Source organism: Rhizobium sp. rho-13.1, from assembly GCF_007000305.1.
In the GTDB taxonomy this organism is placed as follows: domain Bacteria; phylum Pseudomonadota; class Alphaproteobacteria; order Rhizobiales; family Rhizobiaceae; genus Rhizobium; species Rhizobium rhododendri.
In genome coordinates this window covers 1-23012 of sequence record NZ_SCFL01000029.1, presented here as the reverse complement: position 1 = coordinate 23012, position 23012 = coordinate 1, and the positions used below count along the sequence as shown (strand labels likewise).

The 23012-nt window shown below is 60.1% G+C and carries 20 protein-coding genes and 1 pseudogene; 20 read left to right on the top strand and 1 reads right to left on the bottom strand.

Translation table 11 applies throughout. The features are described 5' to 3' along the window. From EQW76_RS26955 to EQW76_RS26865, 19 genes and pseudogenes are all read left to right on the top strand, one after another. Positions 1-930, top strand: a 930-nt coding sequence (locus EQW76_RS26955) for a c-type cytochrome (RefSeq protein ID WP_143123430.1), incomplete at its 5' end; no start/stop codon positions are given. A gap of 10 nt (positions 931-940) precedes the next feature. After that, positions 941-3628, top strand: coding sequence for a carbohydrate-binding protein (locus EQW76_RS26950; protein ID WP_143123429.1), 2688 nt, complete (start codon positions 941-943; stop codon positions 3626-3628). Between the two features lie 4 nt (positions 3629-3632). Further along, positions 3633-5888 (top strand): trehalase family glycosidase, encoded by a 2256-nt coding sequence (locus EQW76_RS26945; protein WP_142831795.1) that lies wholly within the window; start codon positions 3633-3635, stop codon positions 5886-5888. 347 nt (positions 5889-6235) lie between these two features. Next, on the top strand, positions 6236-7312 hold the full coding sequence (locus EQW76_RS26940) for an extracellular solute-binding protein (protein ID WP_142831794.1): 1077 nt from the start codon (positions 6236-6238) through the stop codon (positions 7310-7312). Next, complete coding sequence (locus EQW76_RS26935) at positions 7302-8216, top strand: ABC transporter permease (protein ID WP_142831793.1); 915 nt, start codon at positions 7302-7304, stop codon at positions 8214-8216. Before EQW76_RS26940 ends, EQW76_RS26935 begins: the two co-directional genes overlap by 11 nt. A 14-nt stretch (positions 8217-8230) precedes the next feature. Continuing rightward, the gene (locus EQW76_RS26930; protein WP_142831792.1) at positions 8231-9010 is read left to right on the top strand and encodes an ABC transporter permease; all 780 of its coding nucleotides are present in this window, start codon (positions 8231-8233) and stop codon (positions 9008-9010) included. Further along, the gene (locus EQW76_RS26925; RefSeq protein WP_142831791.1) at positions 8997-10046 is read left to right on the top strand and encodes an ABC transporter ATP-binding protein; all 1050 of its coding nucleotides are present in this window, start codon (positions 8997-8999) and stop codon (positions 10044-10046) included. Before EQW76_RS26930 ends, EQW76_RS26925 begins: the two co-directional genes overlap by 14 nt. Then, positions 10046-10645 carry a cysteine hydrolase gene (locus EQW76_RS26920; RefSeq protein ID WP_142831790.1) on the top strand — a complete coding sequence of 200 codons (600 nt, stop codon included), beginning with the start codon at positions 10046-10048 and terminating at the stop codon, positions 10643-10645. Before EQW76_RS26925 ends, EQW76_RS26920 begins: the two co-directional genes overlap by 1 nt. Positions 10646-10700: 55 nt before the next feature. Continuing rightward, on the top strand, positions 10701-11183 hold the full coding sequence (locus tag EQW76_RS26915; protein WP_142831789.1) for a MarR family transcriptional regulator: 483 nt from the start codon (positions 10701-10703) through the stop codon (positions 11181-11183). A 51-nt stretch (positions 11184-11234) separates the two neighbouring features. Then, a complete protein-coding gene (locus EQW76_RS26910) occupies positions 11235-13604 on the top strand; it encodes a glycoside hydrolase family 3 C-terminal domain-containing protein (protein ID WP_142831788.1) in 2370 nt (789 codons plus the stop codon). A 363-nt stretch (positions 13605-13967) separates the two neighbouring features. Further along, positions 13968-14292, top strand: a pseudogene (locus tag EQW76_RS26900) (integrase core domain-containing protein); the annotation flags it as partial. A gap of 167 nt (positions 14293-14459) precedes the next feature. Further along, the gene (locus EQW76_RS26895; RefSeq protein WP_142831787.1) at positions 14460-14870 is read left to right on the top strand and encodes a SyrB-like regulator; all 411 of its coding nucleotides are present in this window, start codon (positions 14460-14462) and stop codon (positions 14868-14870) included. A 141-nt stretch (positions 14871-15011) separates the two neighbouring features. Further along, positions 15012-15614 carry a hypothetical protein gene (locus EQW76_RS26890; RefSeq protein ID WP_142831786.1) on the top strand — a complete coding sequence of 201 codons (603 nt, stop codon included), beginning with the start codon at positions 15012-15014 and terminating at the stop codon, positions 15612-15614. Between the two features lie 27 nt (positions 15615-15641). Further along, the gene (locus EQW76_RS26885; protein ID WP_142831785.1) at positions 15642-16229 is read left to right on the top strand and encodes a hypothetical protein; all 588 of its coding nucleotides are present in this window, start codon (positions 15642-15644) and stop codon (positions 16227-16229) included. 610 nt (positions 16230-16839) lie between these two features. Further along, on the top strand, positions 16840-16974 hold the full coding sequence (locus tag EQW76_RS30190) for a hypothetical protein (protein WP_257623450.1): 135 nt from the start codon (positions 16840-16842) through the stop codon (positions 16972-16974). Next, positions 16953-19046 carry a hypothetical protein gene (locus EQW76_RS26880; RefSeq protein WP_143123428.1) on the top strand — a complete coding sequence of 698 codons (2094 nt, stop codon included), beginning with the start codon at positions 16953-16955 and terminating at the stop codon, positions 19044-19046. Before EQW76_RS30190 ends, EQW76_RS26880 begins: the two co-directional genes overlap by 22 nt. A gap of 8 nt (positions 19047-19054) precedes the next feature. After that, a complete protein-coding gene (locus EQW76_RS26875) occupies positions 19055-19798 on the top strand; it encodes a DUF6118 family protein (protein WP_142831783.1) in 744 nt (247 codons plus the stop codon). Positions 19799-19837: 39 nt separating this feature from the next. Further along, on the top strand, positions 19838-20125 hold the full coding sequence (locus tag EQW76_RS26870) for an integration host factor subunit beta (protein ID WP_142831782.1): 288 nt from the start codon (positions 19838-19840) through the stop codon (positions 20123-20125). A 143-nt stretch (positions 20126-20268) separates the two neighbouring features. Continuing rightward, complete coding sequence (locus tag EQW76_RS26865) at positions 20269-20505, top strand: hypothetical protein (protein ID WP_142831781.1); 237 nt, start codon at positions 20269-20271, stop codon at positions 20503-20505. A gap of 741 nt (positions 20506-21246) precedes the next feature. Here the strand turns inward: EQW76_RS26865 and EQW76_RS26860 are convergent. Further along, entirely contained in the window at positions 21247-22215 is a 969-nt protein-coding gene (locus EQW76_RS26860) for a LysR family transcriptional regulator (RefSeq protein WP_142831780.1), read from the bottom strand. 131 nt (positions 22216-22346) lie between these two features. Here EQW76_RS26860 and EQW76_RS26855 point away from each other — a divergent pair, with 131 nt between their 5' ends. Then, positions 22347-22982 (top strand): NAD(P)H-dependent oxidoreductase, encoded by a 636-nt coding sequence (locus EQW76_RS26855; RefSeq protein ID WP_143123427.1) that lies wholly within the window; start codon positions 22347-22349, stop codon positions 22980-22982. Positions 22983-23012: the final 30 nt, after the last annotated feature.

The following is a 23012-nucleotide window of genomic DNA, read 5'->3' as shown; positions in this document are numbered from 1 at the left end:
GGTGCGGAAGATGCGGACCTACAGGCGCTCTATGCATACTTGATGACGCAAACAGTAGTCTCCAAAAAGGCGCTAGAGACGAGGCTCAAATTCCCTTATGGTATCCGGATGATGATGGCCGGATGGAATGCGCTCTTCCTGAAATCGTCGCCGATGACTTACGACAAGACGCGTGATGCCACCTGGAACCGGGGGGCCTATCTCGTGGAGACGCTCGGCCACTGCTCCGCCTGCCACAGTGAACGCAATGCGCTGGGTGCCGAAAAGACGGGAAGCGCCCACCTGTCCGGCGGCTTTGTCGATGGTTGGGAGGCCCCTGCCCTCAATGCGATGGCCAAGGGGCCCGTCGGCTGGACGGAAGACACCTTCTATGACTACCTGCGCCGCGGCCATTCGCGTGACCATGGCAGTGCCGCCGGTCCGATGGCCCATGTGGTGGAGGTCATGCAGCCGCTCCCAGATTCGGATATCCGCGCGATGGCAAACTATCTTGCCAGCCTCAACGGGGACGGCGATCCCGCCAGGGCCGCGGCTCAAAGCCAGACCGCCATTGCTGCCAGCGACAGCGCTACGCGCGACGCAGCGTTGGTTTCGCCGAAGGGCGAGCGGATCTTCAACGGCGCCTGTGCTACCTGCCATGCCGGCAACACAGTCCTGTCATCTCTGGCGCTTAACAGCAACCTGCATGCCGATACGCCCAACAATGTCATCCAAGCAATTCTCGGCGGCGTCGAAGCGCCGGCTATCCTTGCCGCGACGACAGGGCGCGAGGCACCCGAAGTCATGTCGATGCCGTCCTTCCGCAACACGCTCGACGAGACCCAGTTGAAAGATCTCACCGACTATCTGCGGGCACGTTTTGCACCGGACAAGCCGGCATGGAACGACGCTTCGGCCGCTATCCAACGCGTTCCTGCCGCCGCACACTGAGGAAGAGGTATTGCCGGAAACAGTATCCATTGCGAATATCGATAGTCGGACGATCTTCCAGAGTCCGACAAATGCGTTTCGCCCATCCGCCTACTGGTTCTGGCACAGTATTCCGGACAAGGCGACCTGCCGGACGCAACTTGTCGATTTCCAGGCAAAGGGTATCGGCACCATCCTGATCCAGGCACGGCTTGCCCTGCCGCTTGAAGCCTATCTGTCATCCGATTATCTGGTCGCCTACCGGGATGCAGCCGATGTCGCGTCTGAACTCGAGCTGAAACTCGGCATGTACGACGAGTATAACTGGATCAGCGGTCACGCCGGTGGCCGCACGGTGGAAGGGCGGGACGATCTGCGGGAACGCCACCTGTTCTGGTCGTCAGCCCTGCATAGCGAAGGGGGGATCAGCGCCATCCGTCCATCCTTCACGCAGACGATGGGTGCCGATATCATTGCCTGGCAATACGAAGGTGGGTGCATCGAGTGGCGCAAATGGACGATCGAGGCGGCGCTGCTGCATCCTTCCGCTACGATCGACAGCCTGGACGAGATAGTCGATGTGACTTCGCGCGTCCGCATCACCGACTCCGATCCCATAGCCTGCCATTATGCATATGATGGCGAGATCGCATCAGGCTCCATGCTGACGGTTTTCGTCAGCGCACGCTCCGCGACCTCCAGGATCATCAACTACCTGCTGCCCGAGGCTGCCGAGCGCTTCATCGATGTCGGCCTCGAGCCCCTCGTCGCGGCACTGGGCGAACACGTGCCGCGCACGGTGCAATCCGTATTCTACGATCAGCCCGCCCCCGGTTTCTACCGCTGGGACGAGATGGTCGGCAATCTCGGCAACAGCCTGCTGTATGCGCCTGGCCTTCGGGACCACGTTGAAGCAAATGCTATGGCACCCTTCGCGCATGCCCTGCTTGCGGTCGTCCGTGACGTCGGACCCCGGACGCTGCCGCTACGTGCACGGTTTCACGCCGCCTATTCCGCCCTGATGAATGAAGCCTTCTTCGGCACGCTCCGGAAATGGGCGGAGGAAACGCGTATCGTCCTGACCGGGCATGAAGTGCTGGCCCATGTCGGTTCCTGGGCGCCCAATGGCGGCTTCACGAGCATCGATCCGCGCGTCGCGCCTGCCGTCGACTTCTTCGGCATCGATGCCTTCCGCCATCAGACGGCGGTGGATGCAAACAACCTCGAACCGCAGCTTTCCGCCAAGCTGGGCGATTCCGTCGCCCGCTCGAACGGGCGCAGCCGCTGCGTCGTCGAGACCTATTTCAGTGCCGGACGCACTGAGGTCAGAGCTGCTGGCCAGTGGGAGGTGACGCGTGAGGCTGCACGCGCTGGGGCCATCCGCCTCGCCTGCCTCGGCGCCCGGCAGTTCCTCTGGCACGGCGTCTACCTGACGGACGGTCGCGACAATGACCCGACGCCCTTCACCAATCCGCGTTTCGACTTCGCCCCCGGCATCAACTTCGAGCCGTGGTGGAGCTATCACGATCTCTTTGCACTGGAGATCGCGCGCGTCTCCGCTTTCATCGAGCCGGCCACGCCGCGGACACCGGTCGCGATCCTCTATCCCCTGTTTACAGCCTTTGCCGAAGGGCCCCGGCACAGCCATGCCGCCCATATTGGAGCCTGGTGCGAGCATTTGCTGGCCCAAGGCTGCGACTTCATGTTCGTAAGCGAGCGTGATGTCGCCGATGCAACATTTGAACACGGGTGCCTGCTCGCATCCGGTCTTGCTTTCGACGCGGTTGTCTTGCCGTCCACCACCGTGGTGCAATCGGCAGCGACGATCGAGAGGCTCGATGCATTCCGGAATGCCGGCGGCCAAGTGTGGTCGTCCGGCGAAAGGCTGTCAGGGGTCTGCGCCGGGCAGCAGGCGGTGGGTCCCATCGAGGCAAGCAGGCATCTGGAGGCCATGCCGGATGCGGAGGCAATGTCCGCGCTGCTCTCGACCATCGCTTCATCAGGCCCACAGATACAGGGTGGCAAACCAAGGCACTGGGTCGGCTACGATCGGGAAGGCTGGTGGCGGATGGTTGTCTTCAACGATGGCACGCAAGAGATGCGTTTTGAGATCGCGCTTGGTGAGGGCTTCGCCTACCAAACATGGGATCCGGAACAAGGCGCTGCGGAGACGTTCGCTGGCGTCCGGCGCCTGGCTGTCCTTCTTGAGCCGCACGAGGTCCGTTGCATCCGCCTTTGCGCAGCTTCGCAGGCGGTTGCCGGATCTGGCCGGCTATCGAGCCAGCCGCCGCTTGACCGAAGCCGGACAGTCGCCTTGGCAGCCGGATGGACGTTCTCGGCCGGGCAAGGCCAGGATTTCATATCCATATCCGTCGAAAGCGGCTGGGAGGTGCAAGGCTTTGAGGCCTTCAGCGGAACCGGCATCTATCGCCTCTCCTTCAGCGTGGACGACGAAGGCGACTGGATACTGGAACTGTTGGCGGTGCATACGGTCGTAACCGCTTATCTCGACGGAGCCCAAGTGGGACGGCGCGGATGGCGGCCCTATCGCTTTTCGCTTAGTCACCTTGCCGCCGGCAGGCATCAACTCGAGCTTCATGTCGCCAATACGGCGGCAAACCGCTACTACCCCAACACACCCTATCTCGGCAGCACCCTGGACAAGAGCGGGTTAAGCGCCCCGCCTCGCCTCGTGCCGCTGCGAAACCGACCGGAATGAGATCATGCTGAAACACTCGACAGTTCCCCTGATGCGCGCCTGGAATAGCTGGTCAGACAGACCCGCAGAAATGGTGTTCCTGCCGCTCGGCGTGCGCATCACGCCCGTTCTCTATTCCACGCGCAGCCGCACAACATCCATCATCGAGCCGCGGCGTGACCCCGTGCGCCTGGGCCGCCACGCGCTCGATGGGTCGTTGATCGAGCTGGAAACCGACCACAGCGGCACGACCGTCGCGTTCAGGACCGATAAGGCCGATCCTTTCGCGGTTCGCGGCAGCTGGGAGGGCAAGGCTGCGGGTGAATGGGGCCTGCGCTTCTGGTTGACGCTGGCAGTCTCGGCCGATAGCGGCGAAATGGTCACTTACGAGGCAGTCCGCGGCATTACCCTCGTCAAGATCGGCACGCGCTTCGTGGCAGTCGCCACTGCGGAGGCGCCGGTGCATGTGACGGGCCATGACACAGTAGAGGCGCTCAGGGCCGATTTTGAGGCGAACGGTTATTTCTACACCGCGAGCCGGAAGAACGTTGCGCCTGTCATCGGCCTGCGCTTCAATCTGGAAATGATGCGCCAGGGCGCCTATGCCGCCGCAGTGGCCGACAGTGCGGAGCTTGCCATCGCAAAGGCCGAGGCTTGCCTCGCCGCCGGAAAGGCGGCCGCCGCTTCAAGCGCCCATGACGGCAACTATGAAGGATCGCTCGATGCGATCCGCGATGTGGTTGCCTGGAACACGATCTGGGACGAGACCAATGCGCGGCCCTACACGGCCGTGACACGCATCTGGAATCTCGGAAAATTTGCAGTCTGGTACAACGACCAGCTGTTTGCGGCACTGCTCGCCGGCGTCTTCGATGCCGATCTGGCGCGCGAGAACATGGCGACGGCAATGGCGAGCGCCACGCCCCAGGGCAACATCGCCTGCATCGTCACCTCGAACGATGCCTGGGTGGATCGCAGTCAGCATCCGAACGGCGCGCTCGTCGCCTGGCAGCTCTACCAGCGCACCGGCGAACGCTCGCTGCTGGCCGCAAGCTACGACGCGCTGGCCCGCAATCAACGCTGGTGGCGCGAGCATCGCGATCCCGATACGTTCGGGCTGCTGTCCTGCGGCACATCCGATGTCGGCGAAGGTCTCTATAAGGGCACGCATTTTGCCGCGCGCAACGAGACCGGCATGGACAATTCCTCCACCCATGACGAGGCCATCTACGATCCCGTCACCCGCACCCTGTCGACATTCGATCTGGGGCTGAATTGCGCCGCGGTGCTCGATGCCGAAATGCTGGCGAAAATGGCCGTGGTTCTCGGCAATGATGACGATGCCCGTGAATTCGGAGAGATTGCCGAGCGGTGCCGGAAGCTGATCTCGGAGCATCTGTGGGACGAGAGCAGAGGCATATTCGCCAACCGCCAGCGCCACGGCGGCTTCGTCCGCTCACTTTCGCCCACTAGCTTCTATCCCCTCCTGTGCGGCGCGGCCAGCCCGGAGCAGGCCGAGCGGCTGCTTGGGCACCTCAATGACGAGAGCACCTTTGGCGGCGACTACGTCCTGCCGAATGCGACGCGCGACGACCCGGCGTTTACCGACAACGTATACTGGCGCGGCCGCATCTGGCCGAACGTCAACTACATGGTCTGGCTCGGCCTGCGCCGCTACGGTTTTGCGGCCGAGGCAAGCAAGCTCGCGCGTCAGAGCTATGAACTCTTCATGAAGAACTGGAGCAAGAACCGTATCGCGTCCGAAAACTACAATGCTGTGACCGGCGAGGCGATGGACCAGGGCGATACGGATCCCTTCTATATCTGGGCAGGCTTGCTGCCACTGATGGCCGTCGGTGAGATTGTCGACTTCGATCCGTGGACCGGCTGGACACTGCACAACACGCGTGCCGATCTTTCGATCGGGCCGATGCTGTCTCCTTCCGGCATGATGTCGCTATCTGTTGCCGGCGGCCTGCTGGAGATGACGCTGGACGGACGCCTGTCGCTCACGACCGATCTCCAGACCACCCTGTCGCAGATCGCCTTCAGCAACGCACGTTTTGCCTGCACGATCGGACCGGTGGATGGCGCCGGTTTCATCAGCCTGCCGCACGTCGCTACCGGCAGCATCGTGGCGGCGCGGCTAGGTGGCGAGGAGCTCGCTTTCGAGGCGGTTGCGGACGACGTCCGCGTCGAAATTTCGCCATGCGCCCTAGGCCGGAAATTGAATCTCTTTTTTTTGACAGCGCGGGCGTCAATGGCAGTTGATGGAACTTGACATGTGACAAATACGCATATTACTTTGCATACAAAGTAAAAAGACTGCCGAAAGAGCAAGAGGGTTGAACGGAAGTCTGCGCATCGGGGCGCTATGCTCGTGATGGAGACATCCTACTGACTGTGGCTGATTGATTGCGTTATTTTGGTGCTGTTGCGAACGGCGCTGCGACGACGCTTGCCTTCAGAGACGCATGCCCAGGTTGTTCGCCTCTCCTTTATTAGTTTGTATACAAATCATATGGCGCGTTTTGTGAAACGCGAATTGCCTTTGATTTTTATATCGCTTGGGTCGTCGGCTTCGGCCGTGGACACTGAAAACAGAGAATTTTCATGAGGGGTTACACAATGACTGAAATCACAAGACGCAACGCGCTGAAGCTAATGTCCGGCGCAATGATTGCCGGTGCAACATTCTCGGGCCTGCCGAGCCGTGCCTTTTCGGCCGGCAAGATCACGGTTCTAAACTGGCAGGGCTACGGCACCGACGAAGCTTGGTCGATCAAGGCCTTCGCCGAAAAGACCGGCATCGAAGTCGTCCACGACTACTACAGTTCGGAATCGGAAATGCTGACCAAGCTGCGCACCAATCCGGGCGCCTACGACATGGTCATCCTGAACGCCGCCCGCTGCGCGCAGGCAACGGCGGAAGATCTGCTGCAGCCGATCGATTTCAGCAAGGTTCCGAACGCCGCCACGATCGATCCCAACCTCCGCTCAAACGTCAACTTCCTGAAGGACGGCAAGGGCTATGCGGTTCCGTGGGTCTGGGGCATGACCTCGCTGGCGATCCGTGACGGCATGCCTGTTCCGGACAGCTACAAGGTCTTGGCTGATCCGGCCTACAAGGGCCGCGTTGCCATGGACGACGACGCGATCATCTGCGTTGCCGCCGGCGCGCTGATGACCGGCCAGGACATTAACAGTCCCAAGGATCTAGGCGCCGTCCGCGATGCGCTGAAGTCCATCAAGCCGAACGTAAAGCTGCTTTGGTCGACGGAAGACCAGTGGAACAAGTCGTTCGCAGCCAAGGAATTCGACCTCTCGCTGTTCTGGTCGGGTGGCTCCGTGCGCTCAAAGCGCAATTCGAAGCTGCCTGTAGATTTCGTCGTTCCCAAGGAAGGCGGCATCGGCTGGGTGGACGGTCTCGGCATTCCGGCATCCGCGCCGAATGCGGAAGGCGCATTGGCCTTCGCAAACTGGCTGATCGACCCGACCTTCTACCTTGAATGGGCGACCAAGGTCGGCGCGCCGGCATCGTCCAACTCGGCAGCACTGGCCGCTCTTCCGGCCGACGACCTGAGCCGCCAGGTTCACAAGCCGGAATACCTCAAGACCATGGGCATCATGTCGGCTCTCCCGGATGATCGCCGCGAAGCATTCAACAACCTGTGGCAGGAAGTGAAAGCCTTCTATGCGGAATGAGACCGGTACACTGACGTCGGAGCGCAGACCCTCGGGTCTGCGCTCAAGACGCGCCCTTCCATCCTGGGTTTCGACGACGGCCCTGCTGATGCCGACCTATGGCTGGCTGACCCTCGCTGTTTTCCTGCCGTTGCTGACCATGCTGGTCTTCAGCTTCATGTCGGCCACTCCGATGGGCAAGGCGCCAATCGTCTTCACCCTGAAACAGTACCGGGCCTTCATCGACCAGCCCTATCTGGTCGGCATTGCTGTCACGTCGCTGCTGATCGGCTTCTGGACGACGCTTTCCTGCGCCGTGATCGGTTTTCTGGCGGCTGTCGCGCTCACCCGCTCCACCTTCGGCAAGACGCGCGAAATGCTGCTGATCCTCATCCTCCTGCCGTTCTGGACCAACGGTTTGGTTCGCGTCTTTTCCTGGACGATGGTGCTGCGCGAGAACGGCTTCCTCGACACGCTGTTCCACATCGTCTTTCCCGAGGCCGGCTCGATCGGCTTTCTCTACAGTCGTTACGCGATCGTCGTCGGCCTGGTACATGGCTACCTGCCCTACATGATCCTCACCTGCTACATCGCGCTGGTGACTATCGATGAGGCGATCATCGAGGCTGCCTCCAGTCTCGGTGCGCGCTGGTGGACCATTCTCTTCAAGATCCTCGTGCCTATGGCAGCACCCGGCCTTGTCTCGGGCGCCGTGCTGACCTTCATTCCGGTGATCGGGTCCTTCATGGAACCTCGCATTCTCGGTGGCCGCGTCGGCGTGACGATGGGCACGGTCATCGAGGACCAGTTTACGCAGGCCTTCAACTGGCCGCTTGGCGCCGCGTTGTCTTTCACGCTGCTTGCCGTCGTGCTGGCTATCTTTGCAACGTTCTCGGGCGTCCTGCGCCGCGGCACCACAGCCTAGGGAGGAGACACCGAATGAAATCGCTTGGCCGTTTCTATCTGATCGCCATCCTTGTCTTCCTCTACACTCCGATCCTCGTGATGATGGCCATGGGCTTCAACGCCTCGCCGCTCTACGAACTGCCCTTCACCTTCTCCACCCGCTGGTATGAGGCGCTCTGGAACAACAGCATCCTGCTGACCGCAGGCATGAACAGTATCATCATCGCCGTCATCACCGCTATTTTGGCGACCACGCTCGGCACGATGGCATCGGTTGCCCTATCGCGCAGCACGTTCCGCGGCAAAAGCTTCCTGCAGATCATGCTGCTGCCGCCGATCGCCATTCCGTGGCTGATCACCGGCACGGCCATGCTCATCTTCTTCTACTGGACCGGTATCGGTCGCGGCATGCATGCGATCATCATCGGCCATGTCGCCCTTGCCATCCCCTATGTGGTGCTGGTGGTCGGAACGGGCTTCCGGACGATCCGGGCCGACCTCGAGGAGGCCGCCATGAGCCTGGGCTCCACGCCCGTCCATGCCTTCTTCTCGGTGACCCTGCCGCTGCTCTATCCCAGCATCCTGGGGGCTGCCCTGTTCGCCTTCGCGGTCTCGCTCGACCAGTTCGTGATCTCTTATTTCCTCGCAACACCCGGCTTCACAACATTGCCGGTTCAGATTTACTCCTCGATCCGCAAGGGCTTCACCCCTGAAATCAATGCGATCTCGACTGTTCTTCTTCTCGGTTCGATGACCGTGATCCTGATTTTTGCGCGCTTCGCCAAGCCCGGAGACACAAGTGACAAACGTTAACGTCCATTCCGTTGCCAAGACCTACGGCACAACGCCTGTTCTCGCCGATATCACCACCGAATTCCCGGAGGGCTCGTTCACCAGCCTTCTCGGACCGTCCGGCTCCGGCAAGACGACGCTCCTGCGCATCATCGCCGGCTTCATCAAGCCCGACCAGGGGGTCGTGACCATCGGCAGCAAGGATGTCACAAACGTGCCCGTCTGGGGACGCAACATTGGCATGATGTTTCAGTCCTACGCGCTGTTTCCGCACATGACGATCGCCCAAAACGTGGCTTTCGGTCTCGAGCGCCGCGGCATCAAGGGTGCGGTGGCGCGCAAAGAAGTCAATCGCGCCCTCGACATGGTGCGCCTGCCCGGTTTTGCCAACCGCATGCCGAAGCAGCTCTCCGGCGGCCAGCAGCAGCGTGTTGCGCTGGCACGCGCCATTGTCATCAAGCCGAGCGTGCTGCTGCTCGACGAGCCGCTGTCAGCGCTCGACCGCAGGCTTCGCCAGGAGATGCAGGTCGAACTGCTGCGCATCCAGCGCGAGAGCGGGCTTACGACAATTTTCGTCACCCACGACCAAGAGGAAGCCCTGACCCTGTCCGACAAGGTCGCCATCCTCGACAAGGGCCGCATCATCCAGATCGGCGCGCCCGACGCTGTCTACGAAAAGCCGCTGACGCGCTTTGCCGCGGAGTTCCTGGGCGATTCCAACTTCCTCACCGGAACCGTCGAGGACGGCGGAGTTAAGCTCCCGGATGGCACAATTGTGCGCAGCGCCAGCCCCCTGCCGGCCAACGGCACCAAGGCGACGCTGGCAGTCCGCCCCGAGAAGATGTTCATTGCCGCCGGCAATGGCGAAGGCAACAACCTGACGGCACGCATCACGACGGTGATCTATGCCGGAGCGGTGCTTTCCTATCTGCTGGAAACAGCCGATGGCATCCCTCTCAAGCTCTTCGTGCAAAACAGGGACGGCACCTTGCTCAGCGAAGGCGATACGGTGACACTGAACTGGTCGCCGGAACACACCGTCAGCGTACTGGATTGATGATGACGGGCGCGCCGCTGTCCGGCAACGTGTCGCTTTTCATCATCGACATGCAACGGCTCTTTGCCGAAGAGACGGCCTGGTTCACGCCTGGCCTCGCCGCCATCGTGCCGAATGTGTCGAAGCTTGCCGAAGCGCAGCCGGACAGGACGGTATTCGCCCGGTTCGTCGTGCCCCAACAGCCGGCGGATGCGAGGGGACAATGGCAGAGCTACTACGAGCGTTGGAAGGCAGTGACGCTGGACGAACTCGATCCGGCAATGCTGGACCTCGTCGCGCCGCTGGCGTCGCTGGCACGGCCGGGTTCGATCGTCGACAAGAAGACCTATTCTGTCTTCGAGACTCCGGGCTTCGTGGAGCGCCTGGATGCACAGGGTATAGATACGATCGTCTTCACCGGTGTCGAGACGGATGTGTGCGTCTATGCCAGCGCGCTCGATGCCGTGGACCTCGGATACAAGGTGATCCTTGCCAGCGATGCCCTAGCCAGCGGCGACATGGTCGCCCATGAAATGGTGCTGACGCGGCTGGCGCCGAGGTTCTCGGAGCAGATTGAAATTTTGACGACGGACGCCATTCTGGATTGGTGGTCCGCATGACGGCTTTTCATGGGTCGCCGACTTTCGGCAGCCATGAGCCAGGTTGAGAGAGAAGATGGACATTCCACTCAAGGGCAACGCCCGGGAATCGGACGGTACAGCAGCGCCAGCGGCGAAACGCGACCAGGCGCAGTATACGCTGGGCGAGCAGATCGGCTTCTTCCTGCGCCAGGCCAACCAGCGCCACGTGTCGATTTTCGCCAACCTGATCGCCGAGAAGCTGACGACCACCCAGTGGGCGGCGCTCGTCAAGCTCAAGGACCTGCAACCTTGCTCGCAGGGCAATCTCGGCCGCGAGACGGCGATGGACATGGCGACCATCAAGGGCGTCGTCGACCGACTCGTGAAGCGCGGCCTGGTGCATACGGCGCCTGACGCGGCGGATGCGCGGCGTCTCGTGCTGACGCTGACCGAAGAAGGCCGGGCTATGGTCGAGCGCAATCTTTCCATCGCGCTGGAGATCTCGCAGCAGACCCTTGGCCCGCTGACGGCCGCAGAACGCATGATGCTGATGGAACTGCTCCAGAAGATCTGTTGACGGGACTCGCGCGGTCCTTCCCTCCAGCATGCCGACAAAGGAAAATCCGCCATGTCTCCCGCTGACGAAAAGGAAATCCGCTCGCTGGTCGCGGCGATGACGCCGGCAGAGAAGGTCGAGCTCGTCAGCGGCTGCGGCCTCTGGAGGACAGCTGCCATCGACAGGCTGGGGATAAAATCCATCCTGATGACCGATGGAACCTATGGCGTTCGCTACTCGACGACACAGATCGATGCCGGCGACGACGCGGAGAATGGCCTTGCCGCATTTCTGGATGTGGTGAACCAGCAAGCCGACGACACAGCCGGCATGTTCGGCACGACACGCCCTGCGACCTGTTTTCCCAACGGAAACCTTGTCGGCTGCTCCTGGGACCTCGACCTGCTCTACCGGATGGGCGAGGCACTGGCGCGCGAATGCCGAAGCCTCGGCATCCATCTCCTCCTCGGCCCCGGCATCAACACGCGGCGCACGCCGCTTGCCGGACGGGCTTATGAATATTACTCGGAAGATCCGGTGATCAATGGCGAGCTTGCCGCCGCCCTGATTTCCGGCTTGCAGGACAATGGCATCGGCGCATCGCTGAAGCACTTCGCCTGCAATAATTCCGAGATCGAGCGGACGACGACCAGTTCCGACGTGGACGAGCGAGCCTTGCGGGAAATCTATCTCGCGGGTTTCGAACGGGCGATCGCAAAAAGCGCCCCGTGGACGGTCATGAGCGCCTATAACCCGGTCAATGGCGTCCAGGCCGCGGAGAACCCCTGGCTTTTGCAGCACGTGCTGCGCGACGAATGGGGCTATGATGGCCTCGTCTTGTCCGACTGGCACGCCATCAAGGACCGGCCCGCATCTCTGGTAGCCGGCAGCGACCTCGACATGCCGGAAAGCAAGCCCCGCAAGGCCCGCCTTCTCGCCGCCATCGAGGCTGGAAAAGTCGACGAATCCAGACTCGACGAGGCCTGCGCGCGGGTTATCGGCCTCGCCCATCATTGCCAAGCTGGCGCACAGCCGGCTGTGCCGGCGGACCTCGATCTCCACCATGCCCTCGCCCGCCAGATCGCCGCAGAATCCATCGTGCTGCTGCGCAACGAGCATCAGACCCTACCACTCGATGCGACCGCTTCCGGCGATATACTGGTCGTCGGGGACGGCGCCCTACTTCCGACGATCCAGGGATCGGGCTCCGCGACGACCAACCCATTTCGGGTCGACAGCCCGTTCACGCAAATCGCCGCGCGTGCTTCCCCTGATCTGACGGTGCGTCACGTTGCCTTTCCGGGGGCGGAGGACGCGACGCTGGGGTTTGCAACGCAGGCCGTCCTCGCGGCCGCCTCTTCGGCCCAGGTGGTCATCGTCTTTGCCGAGAACGAGAAGGCCCGCAATGGAGAGGGCAACGATCGCGACAGCCTCAGACTGGCCGCCGGCCATGACCAACTCATCCGCGCCCTCGCCGATGCCCGACGGAAGGTCATCGTCGTTCTCACCATGCCGGATGCGGTCGAGATGCCGTGGCTCGATCGCGTCGATGCCATTCTTGCCTGCTTCTACCCCGGACAGGGCGGCGGCGAGGCCGTTTCGCGGGTGCTGTTCGGCGAACAAAATCCGTGCGGGAAACTGACGACGACAATGCCTGCGCGCCTGGAGGATATCCCCGGCTGGCACACCTACCCCGGCGAAAATAGTCGGCATCTCTACAGCGAAGGAACATTCGTCGGCTACCGCTTCTATGACCTCAAGGCCATGCCGCCGCTTTTCCCGTTCGGCCATGGCATGAGCTACACCCAATTTTCCTACGAGGAGATGGTGCTGGACAGACAGGACATCGGTCCCTCGATGACTTGTACGGCCAGCATCACCATCCGCAATTCGGGATCAGTTGTCGGCAAGGAGATCGTCCAGCTATACGTCCGCCCCGTAAAGCCGGGCCTCAGGCGGCCCATCCGGGAACTCAAGGCATTTGCAAAGATCGCGCTCCACCCCGGCGAGGTCACCGTTGTGGCCCTGCCGCTCGCCCCGCGCGATTTCCAGTATTTCGATGTTTCCCGCGGCACTTGGGTGCTCGAAGCGGAGGCCTTTGTGATCGAAGCAGCCGCGTCCTCCCGCGACATCCGCCTGGAATGCCGCCTTGGCTGCGTCTCCGAGACCTTTCCCCCGGTGCCGCTATCGACGCTATCGCCACCGTCGCTTGTCTTTGCAAACGCAAAAGCCTCCCCGGCGCTGACGGCACTGCTGATGGCAAAACTCGATATGTCCGAGCCAAATGCCACTGCGCTCCTGAACAAGCTCGACGGATCGTTCCTCGGCTTCTATGACACGTTGAGTTGGTACATCGGCGACGAAATCGCCGAAGCAGATATCGAGGCACTCTTCACGGCGTTGAATGAGGGCGAACTGGAGGTGCCCAAAACCGGCGTTTAATGAGGCGGCTATGCGAGCAGGCATGTTGTCCCAACAGCGGCCCTTCTCGAGGTGGTCAGCGGAAGTACTCTGACATGGCCATTACGATGTGCCTAATCGTCAACCCGCGATCTTATGGCAACATGCTTTGGCGAGACTGTGGAGGTCATTATTCCGCCGCCCAAGACGGCAGTTCAAAGCTCCTAATCAGCGTTAGAACCATTGATACGCGATCGCCACATCACCGAAATCGAGACCGGAGGCCGGATGGCCTGGCAGTAATCCACTGGCTATAGAGCCTTAATCAGACGGGCACGTCTAGACCCAACCGATGATGGCTGGACGCCTGAAGATATCAACGCCATGCGCCGGGACAATCTGCCATTTCGCTGCCATCCGTTCGAGTTGGCCTGTGCTGATCTCGAAATAGAACATCGGCTGACCAAACCTCGACATCCATGGACCAACGGCCAAGTCGAGCGGATGAACCGTACCATCAAGGATGAAACGCTTCCACTACGACAACCACGATCAGCTACGTCATCATCTCATGGACTTCATCGATGCCTACAACTTTGGCCGACGACTAAAGGCCCTTCGAGGCCTTACGCCATACGAATTCATCTGCAAAATCTGGACAACCGAGCCGCGGAGGTTCACGATTAATCCAATCCATCAAACCTACCTAAAGAAGCAAGATGTCCCTTAAGCCAGGATGCAATCGCGGCCTACCACCCCTTGTGAAGCAATTCTGCAGATGCGAAATTTCGCTAGATTTCTGCCTCATTGATTGAAACAGACGGTAATGAAGTGCAGTTCTGTTGACACCAGCCGTTCTGAAGTCGAAAAGAATCTCACCCGCTCATGGAGATAGCAATGACTGACGAAACCGAAACAGGCGCGCAGATTGATGTTGTAGCACCGGATGCTCCGCCAGAAGCGCCTAAATCTAAAAAACAGCGCGCGCCTCGTCGTTCTAAGGCCGAAATTGAAGCCGCTACAGCTGCAAAGACACCGAAGGTCCGCCAGATGCGGATTGGCAAGGCTGAAGGCGGACCAGTGCGCGGGACAACTACCGTATCCGCTGCGACGACGAAGACAGAGGCCAAGGGTCCAGCAAATCCCAAGCCTGTCAGGCAGCCGGCAACACCGCCAGCACCTCTCACCGCTAGTGATGACATGGCTGATCTTCTTCAGCTTGAGGAAGACAACAAGAAACTTCGTCACGCCTTGGCCGAAAAGTTGCGCGCTGAAAATGCTGATCTGCGCAAGCGCCTCGGCGTTTGATCTCGCTTCAACTTTGCTCGCTGTTCGCGCAATCTATCTCCGTAACCATCAAATATCTTAGCTTTTAAAATATCTTGGCTCGATTTCGAGCCGGGACGGAGCTGTCAGAATTGTCACATCTGCGGCTCAGAAAGAAGTCCTATGAAACCACCTTGGAAATATCTAGCGCAGCTGCTGTCTCGGCAAAAATCCTCCGAGACAGCAAACGAAGCAGGCGCGCCTGACAGCGCTCAAAAGCTTGTCGAAATAGAACTGCGGCCAACTGCGACTATCCTGCTCTCGTCCCAGGAGGCAATCTCTGGAACCGTGCAAGTGAACGAGGGCAAGCATGAAGACCTAGCACCGGCGCTGGCGGCGATTGAGAACGAAATCGTTCCTGAGACGCCCGATCTGAAATTGGACTACCCCGAAACAGCTAAGGCCGAGGTGACTAAGGAGAAAGCGCAGTCCAACTCCGATCTGTTAGAAGAGCGGCTAGAGGTAGAGGCTGCTGCACAGTCGCCGAAGCTTCGGCAGGCGAGGTTGAAGTCCGCAACGAAAGTCCGCGTCGGCTCGCCAGATGAAATTCCTGGTGCCATCGCGGACTTGCCCATTAATGCCGCATCTTCGACCGCGGACCCTTTTTTTGAGACCCCGACAAGCCTGGATGAAGACATCAAACACCTCAAGGATCTGCTGGCGCAAAAGCTACGTATTCAAAATGCCCAGCTCAGAGAAATGCTCAAGCGCTTCGAACGCTCCTGAGTACGTAGACCACAGTCAGAGAAAAATATGAGAACACAGCAGCGCAGTTTCGTCGTCGAAATCAAATCGGCACGCCGGCGACTAAAAACACAGCCGAAATCCATCTGGGGCAACACCGATTTCGCGGCTCTGGTGAGAGATACCGAGGCAACCCTGCCGTTTCTGCACAACGCCAACTCGGAAACCCCGATCAGTTGTGAGAACCTGCCAACCGACCTGGAAAAGCAGATCGAAGTCGCCGATGTCAGCAAGGTCGGTGGAGAAACGCACAGTCTGTTGCCGGCAATCGATTCCGACCAGATTGAGCGAAATCATCAAGATGCGGTTCCAAATAATAGTCAGGTCGTGAAGGTGCCGGCCAGTGAGCCGACACGCCAGACAGTAAAGGCGCTTAAGCGTCGTTACACACGTCGCAGGTCTGTTGCCAAGGATGCAATCGCAGCGCCTTCTGTCGCGATGGCGGTCGACGTAGTCGAGACCCACTCCGATGACTTGGCATTGCTTTCTGCCGAAAACCTCCGCCTGAAGCGGCTCCTCGCGGAACAACTGAGGCACCAGAATGCACAGCTTAGGCAGATGTTGGAACGTTTTGGGATCGCCTCACGGGCAAATTGAGACCGTGTCGCAGTGCAGTCTTGTTTGGCGCATTAGGGAAATGGTCTTCAAGCACCCGCCGCTGTGACAGCGATCGAGCCATTGCTCTCGCCGGCTCGGGAGGTAGTAGATACAGACGGTAGCGACCCACGATTCTGCCTACGCTTATCCATCAAAGCAGGTTTCAAGGATGATGAATGCCGTATTTCCTGGTCTCCTACACCGCGCTAGTCGAGGCGGATGATGAAGCAACCGCTGCCCAAAAAGTTTATGGAGAAATTTGCGATAACGAAAACATAACCTTCACTGTTACGGCCGATGAGAGCGTCAGGACGAAAATCACGATCCCCACGCGCACGAGTCTAACTCGATGCCTAGCCGCCTTCTAAGAAGCCGCTAAAGGCCGGTAAGCCGGGGCTGGCCAAGGCAGTAGTCGCGTGGGATCCTGATTAACTATCAACAAGGATCCGGTAGCATTTCAAAACGCGTTTGCGTCCTTGATGGACCCGCCTGTTCTCATCGAGTTGCAAGCGACGCGGACTGACTTGGCGACGGGGAGATCGCCCTTCCGCGGTTTTCGACGCGCGAAATGGTCGATGTCGAGCACGCCATGGCCTGCCGGGCGGAGGTCTTGAAACATGCACGGAGCCATGGCGTCGACCGACATCATGTCGATCGTGCAATAGACAAGCAGGATATGGCGATCCGCACAAGTCTCATCGGCAACACGGCCGGCAAGATCGAGTGGGCCAAGATGGATCGGTAGATCGCGACCGGCGCCTGGAGACGGCGCATCTTTCCGATGAGCAGCGCGAGGCCTCGGTTGCCTTTGCCACTCATCGCACAGTGGACGGTCTGGCTACCTATCGGGACAACAGCAAGGTTTCGTTCAGCGAGACGCGCGAGGCGGCACGCGCCGAGATCGTTCGCGACTATCTTGCCGATCGGGAGCAGCGGCCGGACGGCAGCCGTGTGGCGATGGCGCATCGGCGTGCCGATGTTCGCGCCATCAACGAGGCAATCCGAAGCGAGCTGCAGGCGCGCGGCGCGCTTGCCAAGGTTCGCGACGGTGGCGATCTTCTGGAACGAGAGGGTTCCGCCCAGGAGCAGGAGCGGCTGCAGGCCTTCACGTATCAGACCAATGATGGCCGGCGCGATTTTGCCGAGGGAGACCGGCTGGTCTTCCTGGAGAACGATCGCGATCTCGATGTGAAGAATGGCATGCTGGGGACAGTCAAGGCCGTCGAGCCCGACGCACTACATGTGGAGCTCGACGGCAGTGTACTGTCGCCAGGGGATGGAGTTGGCTTGGTAAGGATAGACACAAATTCTTACCAAAGTTTTGATCATGGCTATGCGACGACGATCCACAAGAACCAGGGTGCGACAGTCGACCGGGCGTTCGTCATGGCGTCCGCGACAATGGACCGGCATCTGACCTATGTCGCCATGACCCGCCATCGCGACGGGGTGCAGCTTTATGGGAGCCAGGACGAGTTCAATCGCAATGGAGGTCGTCTGGTCGCGCATGGCGTTGCGCCCTTCGAACACAAGGCCGGTAACCGCGACAGCTATTTCGTGACGCTGGAAAACGATCGAGGCGAGAAGCACACGACCTGGGGCGTCGATCTCGGTCGGGCAATGGCTGAGGCGAAGCCGGAGATCGGAGACAGGATCGGGCTTGAGCATCGCGGATCCCAGACAGTGCACCTTCCAAACGGCACGACTGCCGAGCGCAATTCGTGGAAAGTCGCTGGCGCCGGCGAACTTGCCTATCGACAGATGGAAAGCCGGCTCAGCCGCTCCGGCGCCAAGGAAACCACGCTCGACTATACCAGGGACTTTGCCGAGCGCCGTGGCGTCGCGCAGCATTTTGGCATCAGAAGCGAGATTGATCTTGCTCCTGCCCCAAAGCTTGTCCAAGAACTGGTTTCCCGTGCGGACCATCCGGCACGGGAGGTTCAGGACCGGTCGGCACTGCGTGCCTCTGATGAGGTGCGACCCCCAATGCAGGCCGGTCCTGAACGCGATCCCGCTCGGGCTGTTTCCGACCACCAGCAGGCTCCGCGTCGCAGCGCATTTGCTGGCTTGAAGCTCGGGCACAGGGGAGCGTCGCAACCCCAGCCATTGCAAGATCGTCCCAAAACGGCGGAGGAGCGCCCTCCGCAGGCGGCGAGCTCGAAGCGCAGCATCTTTGCCGGCTTGAAGCTGAATGCTGCCGCCAGGGAGCGTGAGCCGCTGGACAGGCCAGATATTCCACGATCGCCTGAGGCATGGCGGCGGCCGTCGCAGTTCGAGCAGGCGGTCGACCGGTATGCCCGCGCCTTCACCGCTGCAGCGAAGATGCAGGATCAGGGGCTGCCCATTCTTGCGAGCCAGAAATTGGAACTGCAGGGAGCCGGCCGACAGATGGAGCAGGCCCAGCCGGGGTCACCGGCACTCATGGCCTCAGCCGCCCGATATGATCCGGATATCTTGAAAGATATGCGAGCATATACCGGCCGCGAGCGCGTCAGTCATTTGATCGCCGGTATGGAAAAGGAAAAGGCCCTGCAGGCCGATCCGAACGTTCGGGCCGACCGGCTGATCAATCGCTGGCAGGAACTACAGACGGAACGCCAGGGCCTTCGCGGCTGGCCCCATGACAAGGCCCGCGGCAAGGTCGAGGGGCAAATGCGCCAGGTATCTGCTCAGATCGAAAAGGATCCACAGGTGGAGGCTATCGTGCGCAGCCGCGCCCAGGAGCTCGGCATCGGCAATATACGCCAGGAAAAGACTATTGCCCGCGAGATGGACCGACAGATTTCCCGCGGGCGTAGCCAAGGGCTTGAACGATAGGAGTGCGTATGACTGACAGCACCGACGATCAGGAGCGGGCGATGCCGTCCGAAATCGATGAGGCGACCGAAGCCTTCGAGGCCTTGCGCCGGACCGTGGAGAAGCTCGCCCGCGATCTCGGTGGCGAAATGGTGGTCATCCGCAAGGGCGTGGAGGCCGCCTTCGAACGGTTCGAGACGTTCCAGCAGCCGGCCGACCATAGCGTGGATATCGGCCAGATGGTTGAGAGCCTGGTCCTGGTCGCGCAGCACCTGACGGCTATCCAGAAGTCGCCAGCCTTGAAGAACGGCCCCGAGCACTATGCCCGGGTGATCGAGACTGCGGCTGAGCGCATCTCGGCTAACGCCGTTCGGACACTTGAGAACCGGGAACGCGGTCTGCAGCGGGTAGAGGCCGACATCAGAGAGGTCGTCAGCAGTGCCCGCGACCGGCAGACCCAGGATCGCTGGCTCCTCGGCGCCGTGGCCCTCGGCATCGTCATGGGCGGAGTGTTCCTCACCCTTGGGCCGCGCTTGCTGCCAGGATCGATCGACAAGGCGATTGCCGCCACAGTCATGAATGCCGATCGCTGGGATGCGGGGATCGCCCTGATGCAGTCGTCAAGTCCCGAGGGATGGCGTGGCATTGCCGATGCCAGTGCTCTCGTGCGTGCCAATCAGCAAGCGCTCACGACCTGTGCTGAAGCGGCCGCAAAGGCCAAAAGCGAGCAGCGTTGCGTAATCACGGTTGCCGTGCCAGCTTCCGACAAGTAACCAGCATTCGTTCAGCCACCAGATTTTACAGGCCAAACAATGACAAGATCGGAACTCGTCCAAATCGTCGCGGCGCGCAATCCCCACCTCTACAACAGAGACGTCGAGCGGATCGTCGACATCATTCTCGAGGGAATTACCGAGGCCCTGGAAAAGGGCAACCGGGTCGAGCTTCGTGGGTTCGGGAGCTTCTCCGTGCGACACCGCCCGCCGAGATCCGGGCACAACCCGAGAAACGGGGAAACCGTCTTTGTCGATGACAAATGGGTGCCATTTTTTAAGGCCGGAAAGGAAATACAAGAGCACTTGAATTCCGGGAATTCGTAAGCCGGGAACGTATCGCGAAGCGAACCGAAGGTCTTATTGCAAGCTATGTGGCGTGCCCAAAAGATCGGCATTAGGCTCCCCTAGGCAGCCGAGCGGTACGTTAAATCGCGTCAAGCGCCCAGGTTTCATCGGCTTGGTAGGCGATGCACCGTTCAGATCCATTCGAGGGTCTCGGCACCAGACCGGGGGATGAAGGCCCTGAACTGGATGACAGCCCAAACGATGCCAGCTTCATCGACAATCTCAAACTGCTGACCGCCAACAGGTTTTCCAGACGCGCTACAATCCGCAACGATCTCCTTTACGGATCGTTGCGCGTCGTCGATAGCCGCTTCAAGATCCTTAACTATACTTCCTTCCAAATCCTGGAAGAAGATTAGCCCGTTCCGAACGTGGAAGAAATATCGTTTCATCTTGAGTATGTACCGCCGGGGGATCATAAATCAATAGTTGCATGTTGCGATGATGCAATCAACCTAGATAGCAAGGTTGGATAAGCCCCTCAATTCGCTGGGGACTGAAGGTCTGGGTGGTTGCGCCATTAACAAGAGTTGGACACGATCAAGGCTCGTTAATTGAGAGATACATAATGCGTTTCCATGCGCCCGCCATTTCACGAGCCCGCCTTGAGCAGTTGCTTTCTCTCAACGCTCATTCCAAGCCGATTTCGCCTGGAGTCGACCTGAGAAGCCCCGAGCCAGAACAAACAAGCCTAAACGTTTCCCATCCAACGGAAAAAACCTCGCGCTAAGAGTGAGACGTTTTCCAAGCAATATCATGGAGTTGGCGCGTAAGGGTGATTTATGGAACTTTTGGATTGGTAATGTTGATCGGGCCGCAAAAGTTTACTCATCAGTTGGCGAACCTCGGTTGCGCTGTGTAGATCCTCTGACCCTACTGCACTCATCGCAGAAGGCTAAGTAGGTGGCCGAGATTTACTCCGCCGAAGTGGGACTATCCCGCCACCACCGTGGCCGACTTTTGCACCGCCGTTCTCATCGCTGACCTGAAAAGCGCCAAGATCGAAGATGTCAGCGTCATCGCCATCGGTTTTCACACCTTCAGGCTGGTGCTGTAGAAGCCAAGCGTCGAATCATCCGATGGGCGCCTATGGCGTCCATTCATTCCGCGGCGATGGCGTCTTCCGGCTTGTCAAAGGGCATCCGGCCTTCCATGAAATCGATGCGGCTCGGGCAGGTGGTCAGCCGCGAGCGAAACGCATCGACCATCCAGACGGTCGCCGGACCCGGCGGATGGGCAAGCTTGTGGATCGCATAGATCGGGTATTCGCCCTGCTCGTAGGCTTCAAGGTCGAGATGAACCAGGCGGCCGCTCAAAAGGTCCTCGCGGATCAGCGACGCCGGCAACCCGCCCCAGCCCAGGCCGCCCCGCACCAGATGATGCTTGGTGGCGACGTCGCTGACGCGCCAGGTCCGGTAGGACAAAACGTTGAAATCACGACCCTTGGTCATCGCCGTGGAATCGGTGACAACAAGCTGCACCTCTTCGCGGACATCGGCGATCGTCAACGGCCGGTCGATTGCGGCGAGCGGATGATTGGCAGCGGCGACCGGCATCATGAAGGAATGGCCGATGCGCTCGACTACCAACGAATCGTCCTGCTTGAAGATCGCACCGCCGATGCCAATCGTCGATTGACCGCTGGAGACTAGTTCCATGACGGCTCCGAGTTCGCCGACATTGAGACGCATAGAGACGGACGGATAACGGTCGCGGAACTCCCGCAGCACTTCGACCATCAGGCCGGTCGGCACCATGACGCTGATGGCCGCGGCGACCTCGGCCTCGATCCCTTCCTTGAGACTGCCGACGCGGGCGCGCATGACCTCCAAATCGGAGAGGATGCGGCGGGCATCCCCGAGCATGGCCGCACCGGCATCGGTCAACTTCGCCTGGCGGGCGCCGGAGCGTTCGAACAGCCCGACTTGAAGCTGTGCCTCCAGATTGGCGATCGTATAGGAAATCACCGACTGGGCGCGGTTTAGGGAGCGTGAGGCGGCTGAGAAGCTACCAGCCTCGGCGACAGCCAGAAATACCTGCAATTGGTCCAATGTCGGGTTAGGCAGCACGATCCATCCACTTCATCGATAACTGCGATCCATATTATCACAGTTTTTTCGATAGTCATGCTGGCCTATCTGTTCGGGGAACGGCATCGATTGCTGACTGAACCGCCGCCTATCGAAAAAGGAAATGCCTCATGTCCTCCATCCTTCTCCTTACATCCAGCCCACGCTCCGATTCTCTCTCGACCCAGATCGCCACTGAACTTGCCGAAAAGCTCAAGGCACAGACGCCCGGCGCAACGCTTGTGCACCGCGACTTGACCGCGACGGCGCTGCCGCACATCGACGAAGTGTTCACAACCGCCATTCGCACGCCAGCCGACGGCCGCACAGCCGAGCAGAATGAAGTGACGAAGACGTCAGACATGCTGACCCAAGAGCTTCTTGCCGCCGACACGCTGATCATCGGTACCGGTATGATCAATTTTTCCATCTACTCGTCACTGAAGAGCTGGATCGACAATATCGCCCGTGCCGGCCTGACCTTCAAATATGGCGAGACCGGCCCGATTGGCCTGACCAGCGGCAAAAAGGCTTATATCGTGCTTGCCTCCGGCGGGATCTATTCGACCGGCCCGGCCGAGGCGCTGAACCACGCCACGCCGTACCTGAAGTCGATTCTCGCCTTCATCGGCGTCACCGACGTCGAGACGGTGGTGGTCGAAGGCCTCGCCTATGGTCCTGAAGCGGCTGAGAAAGCCATTGCAGCTGCCCGCACCCGTTCTGACGAACTGGCGGCTGCTGCCTCAGGAATCCCCTCATTCAAATGATCCCGAAAGTACGTTTGAGGATTTGATGGT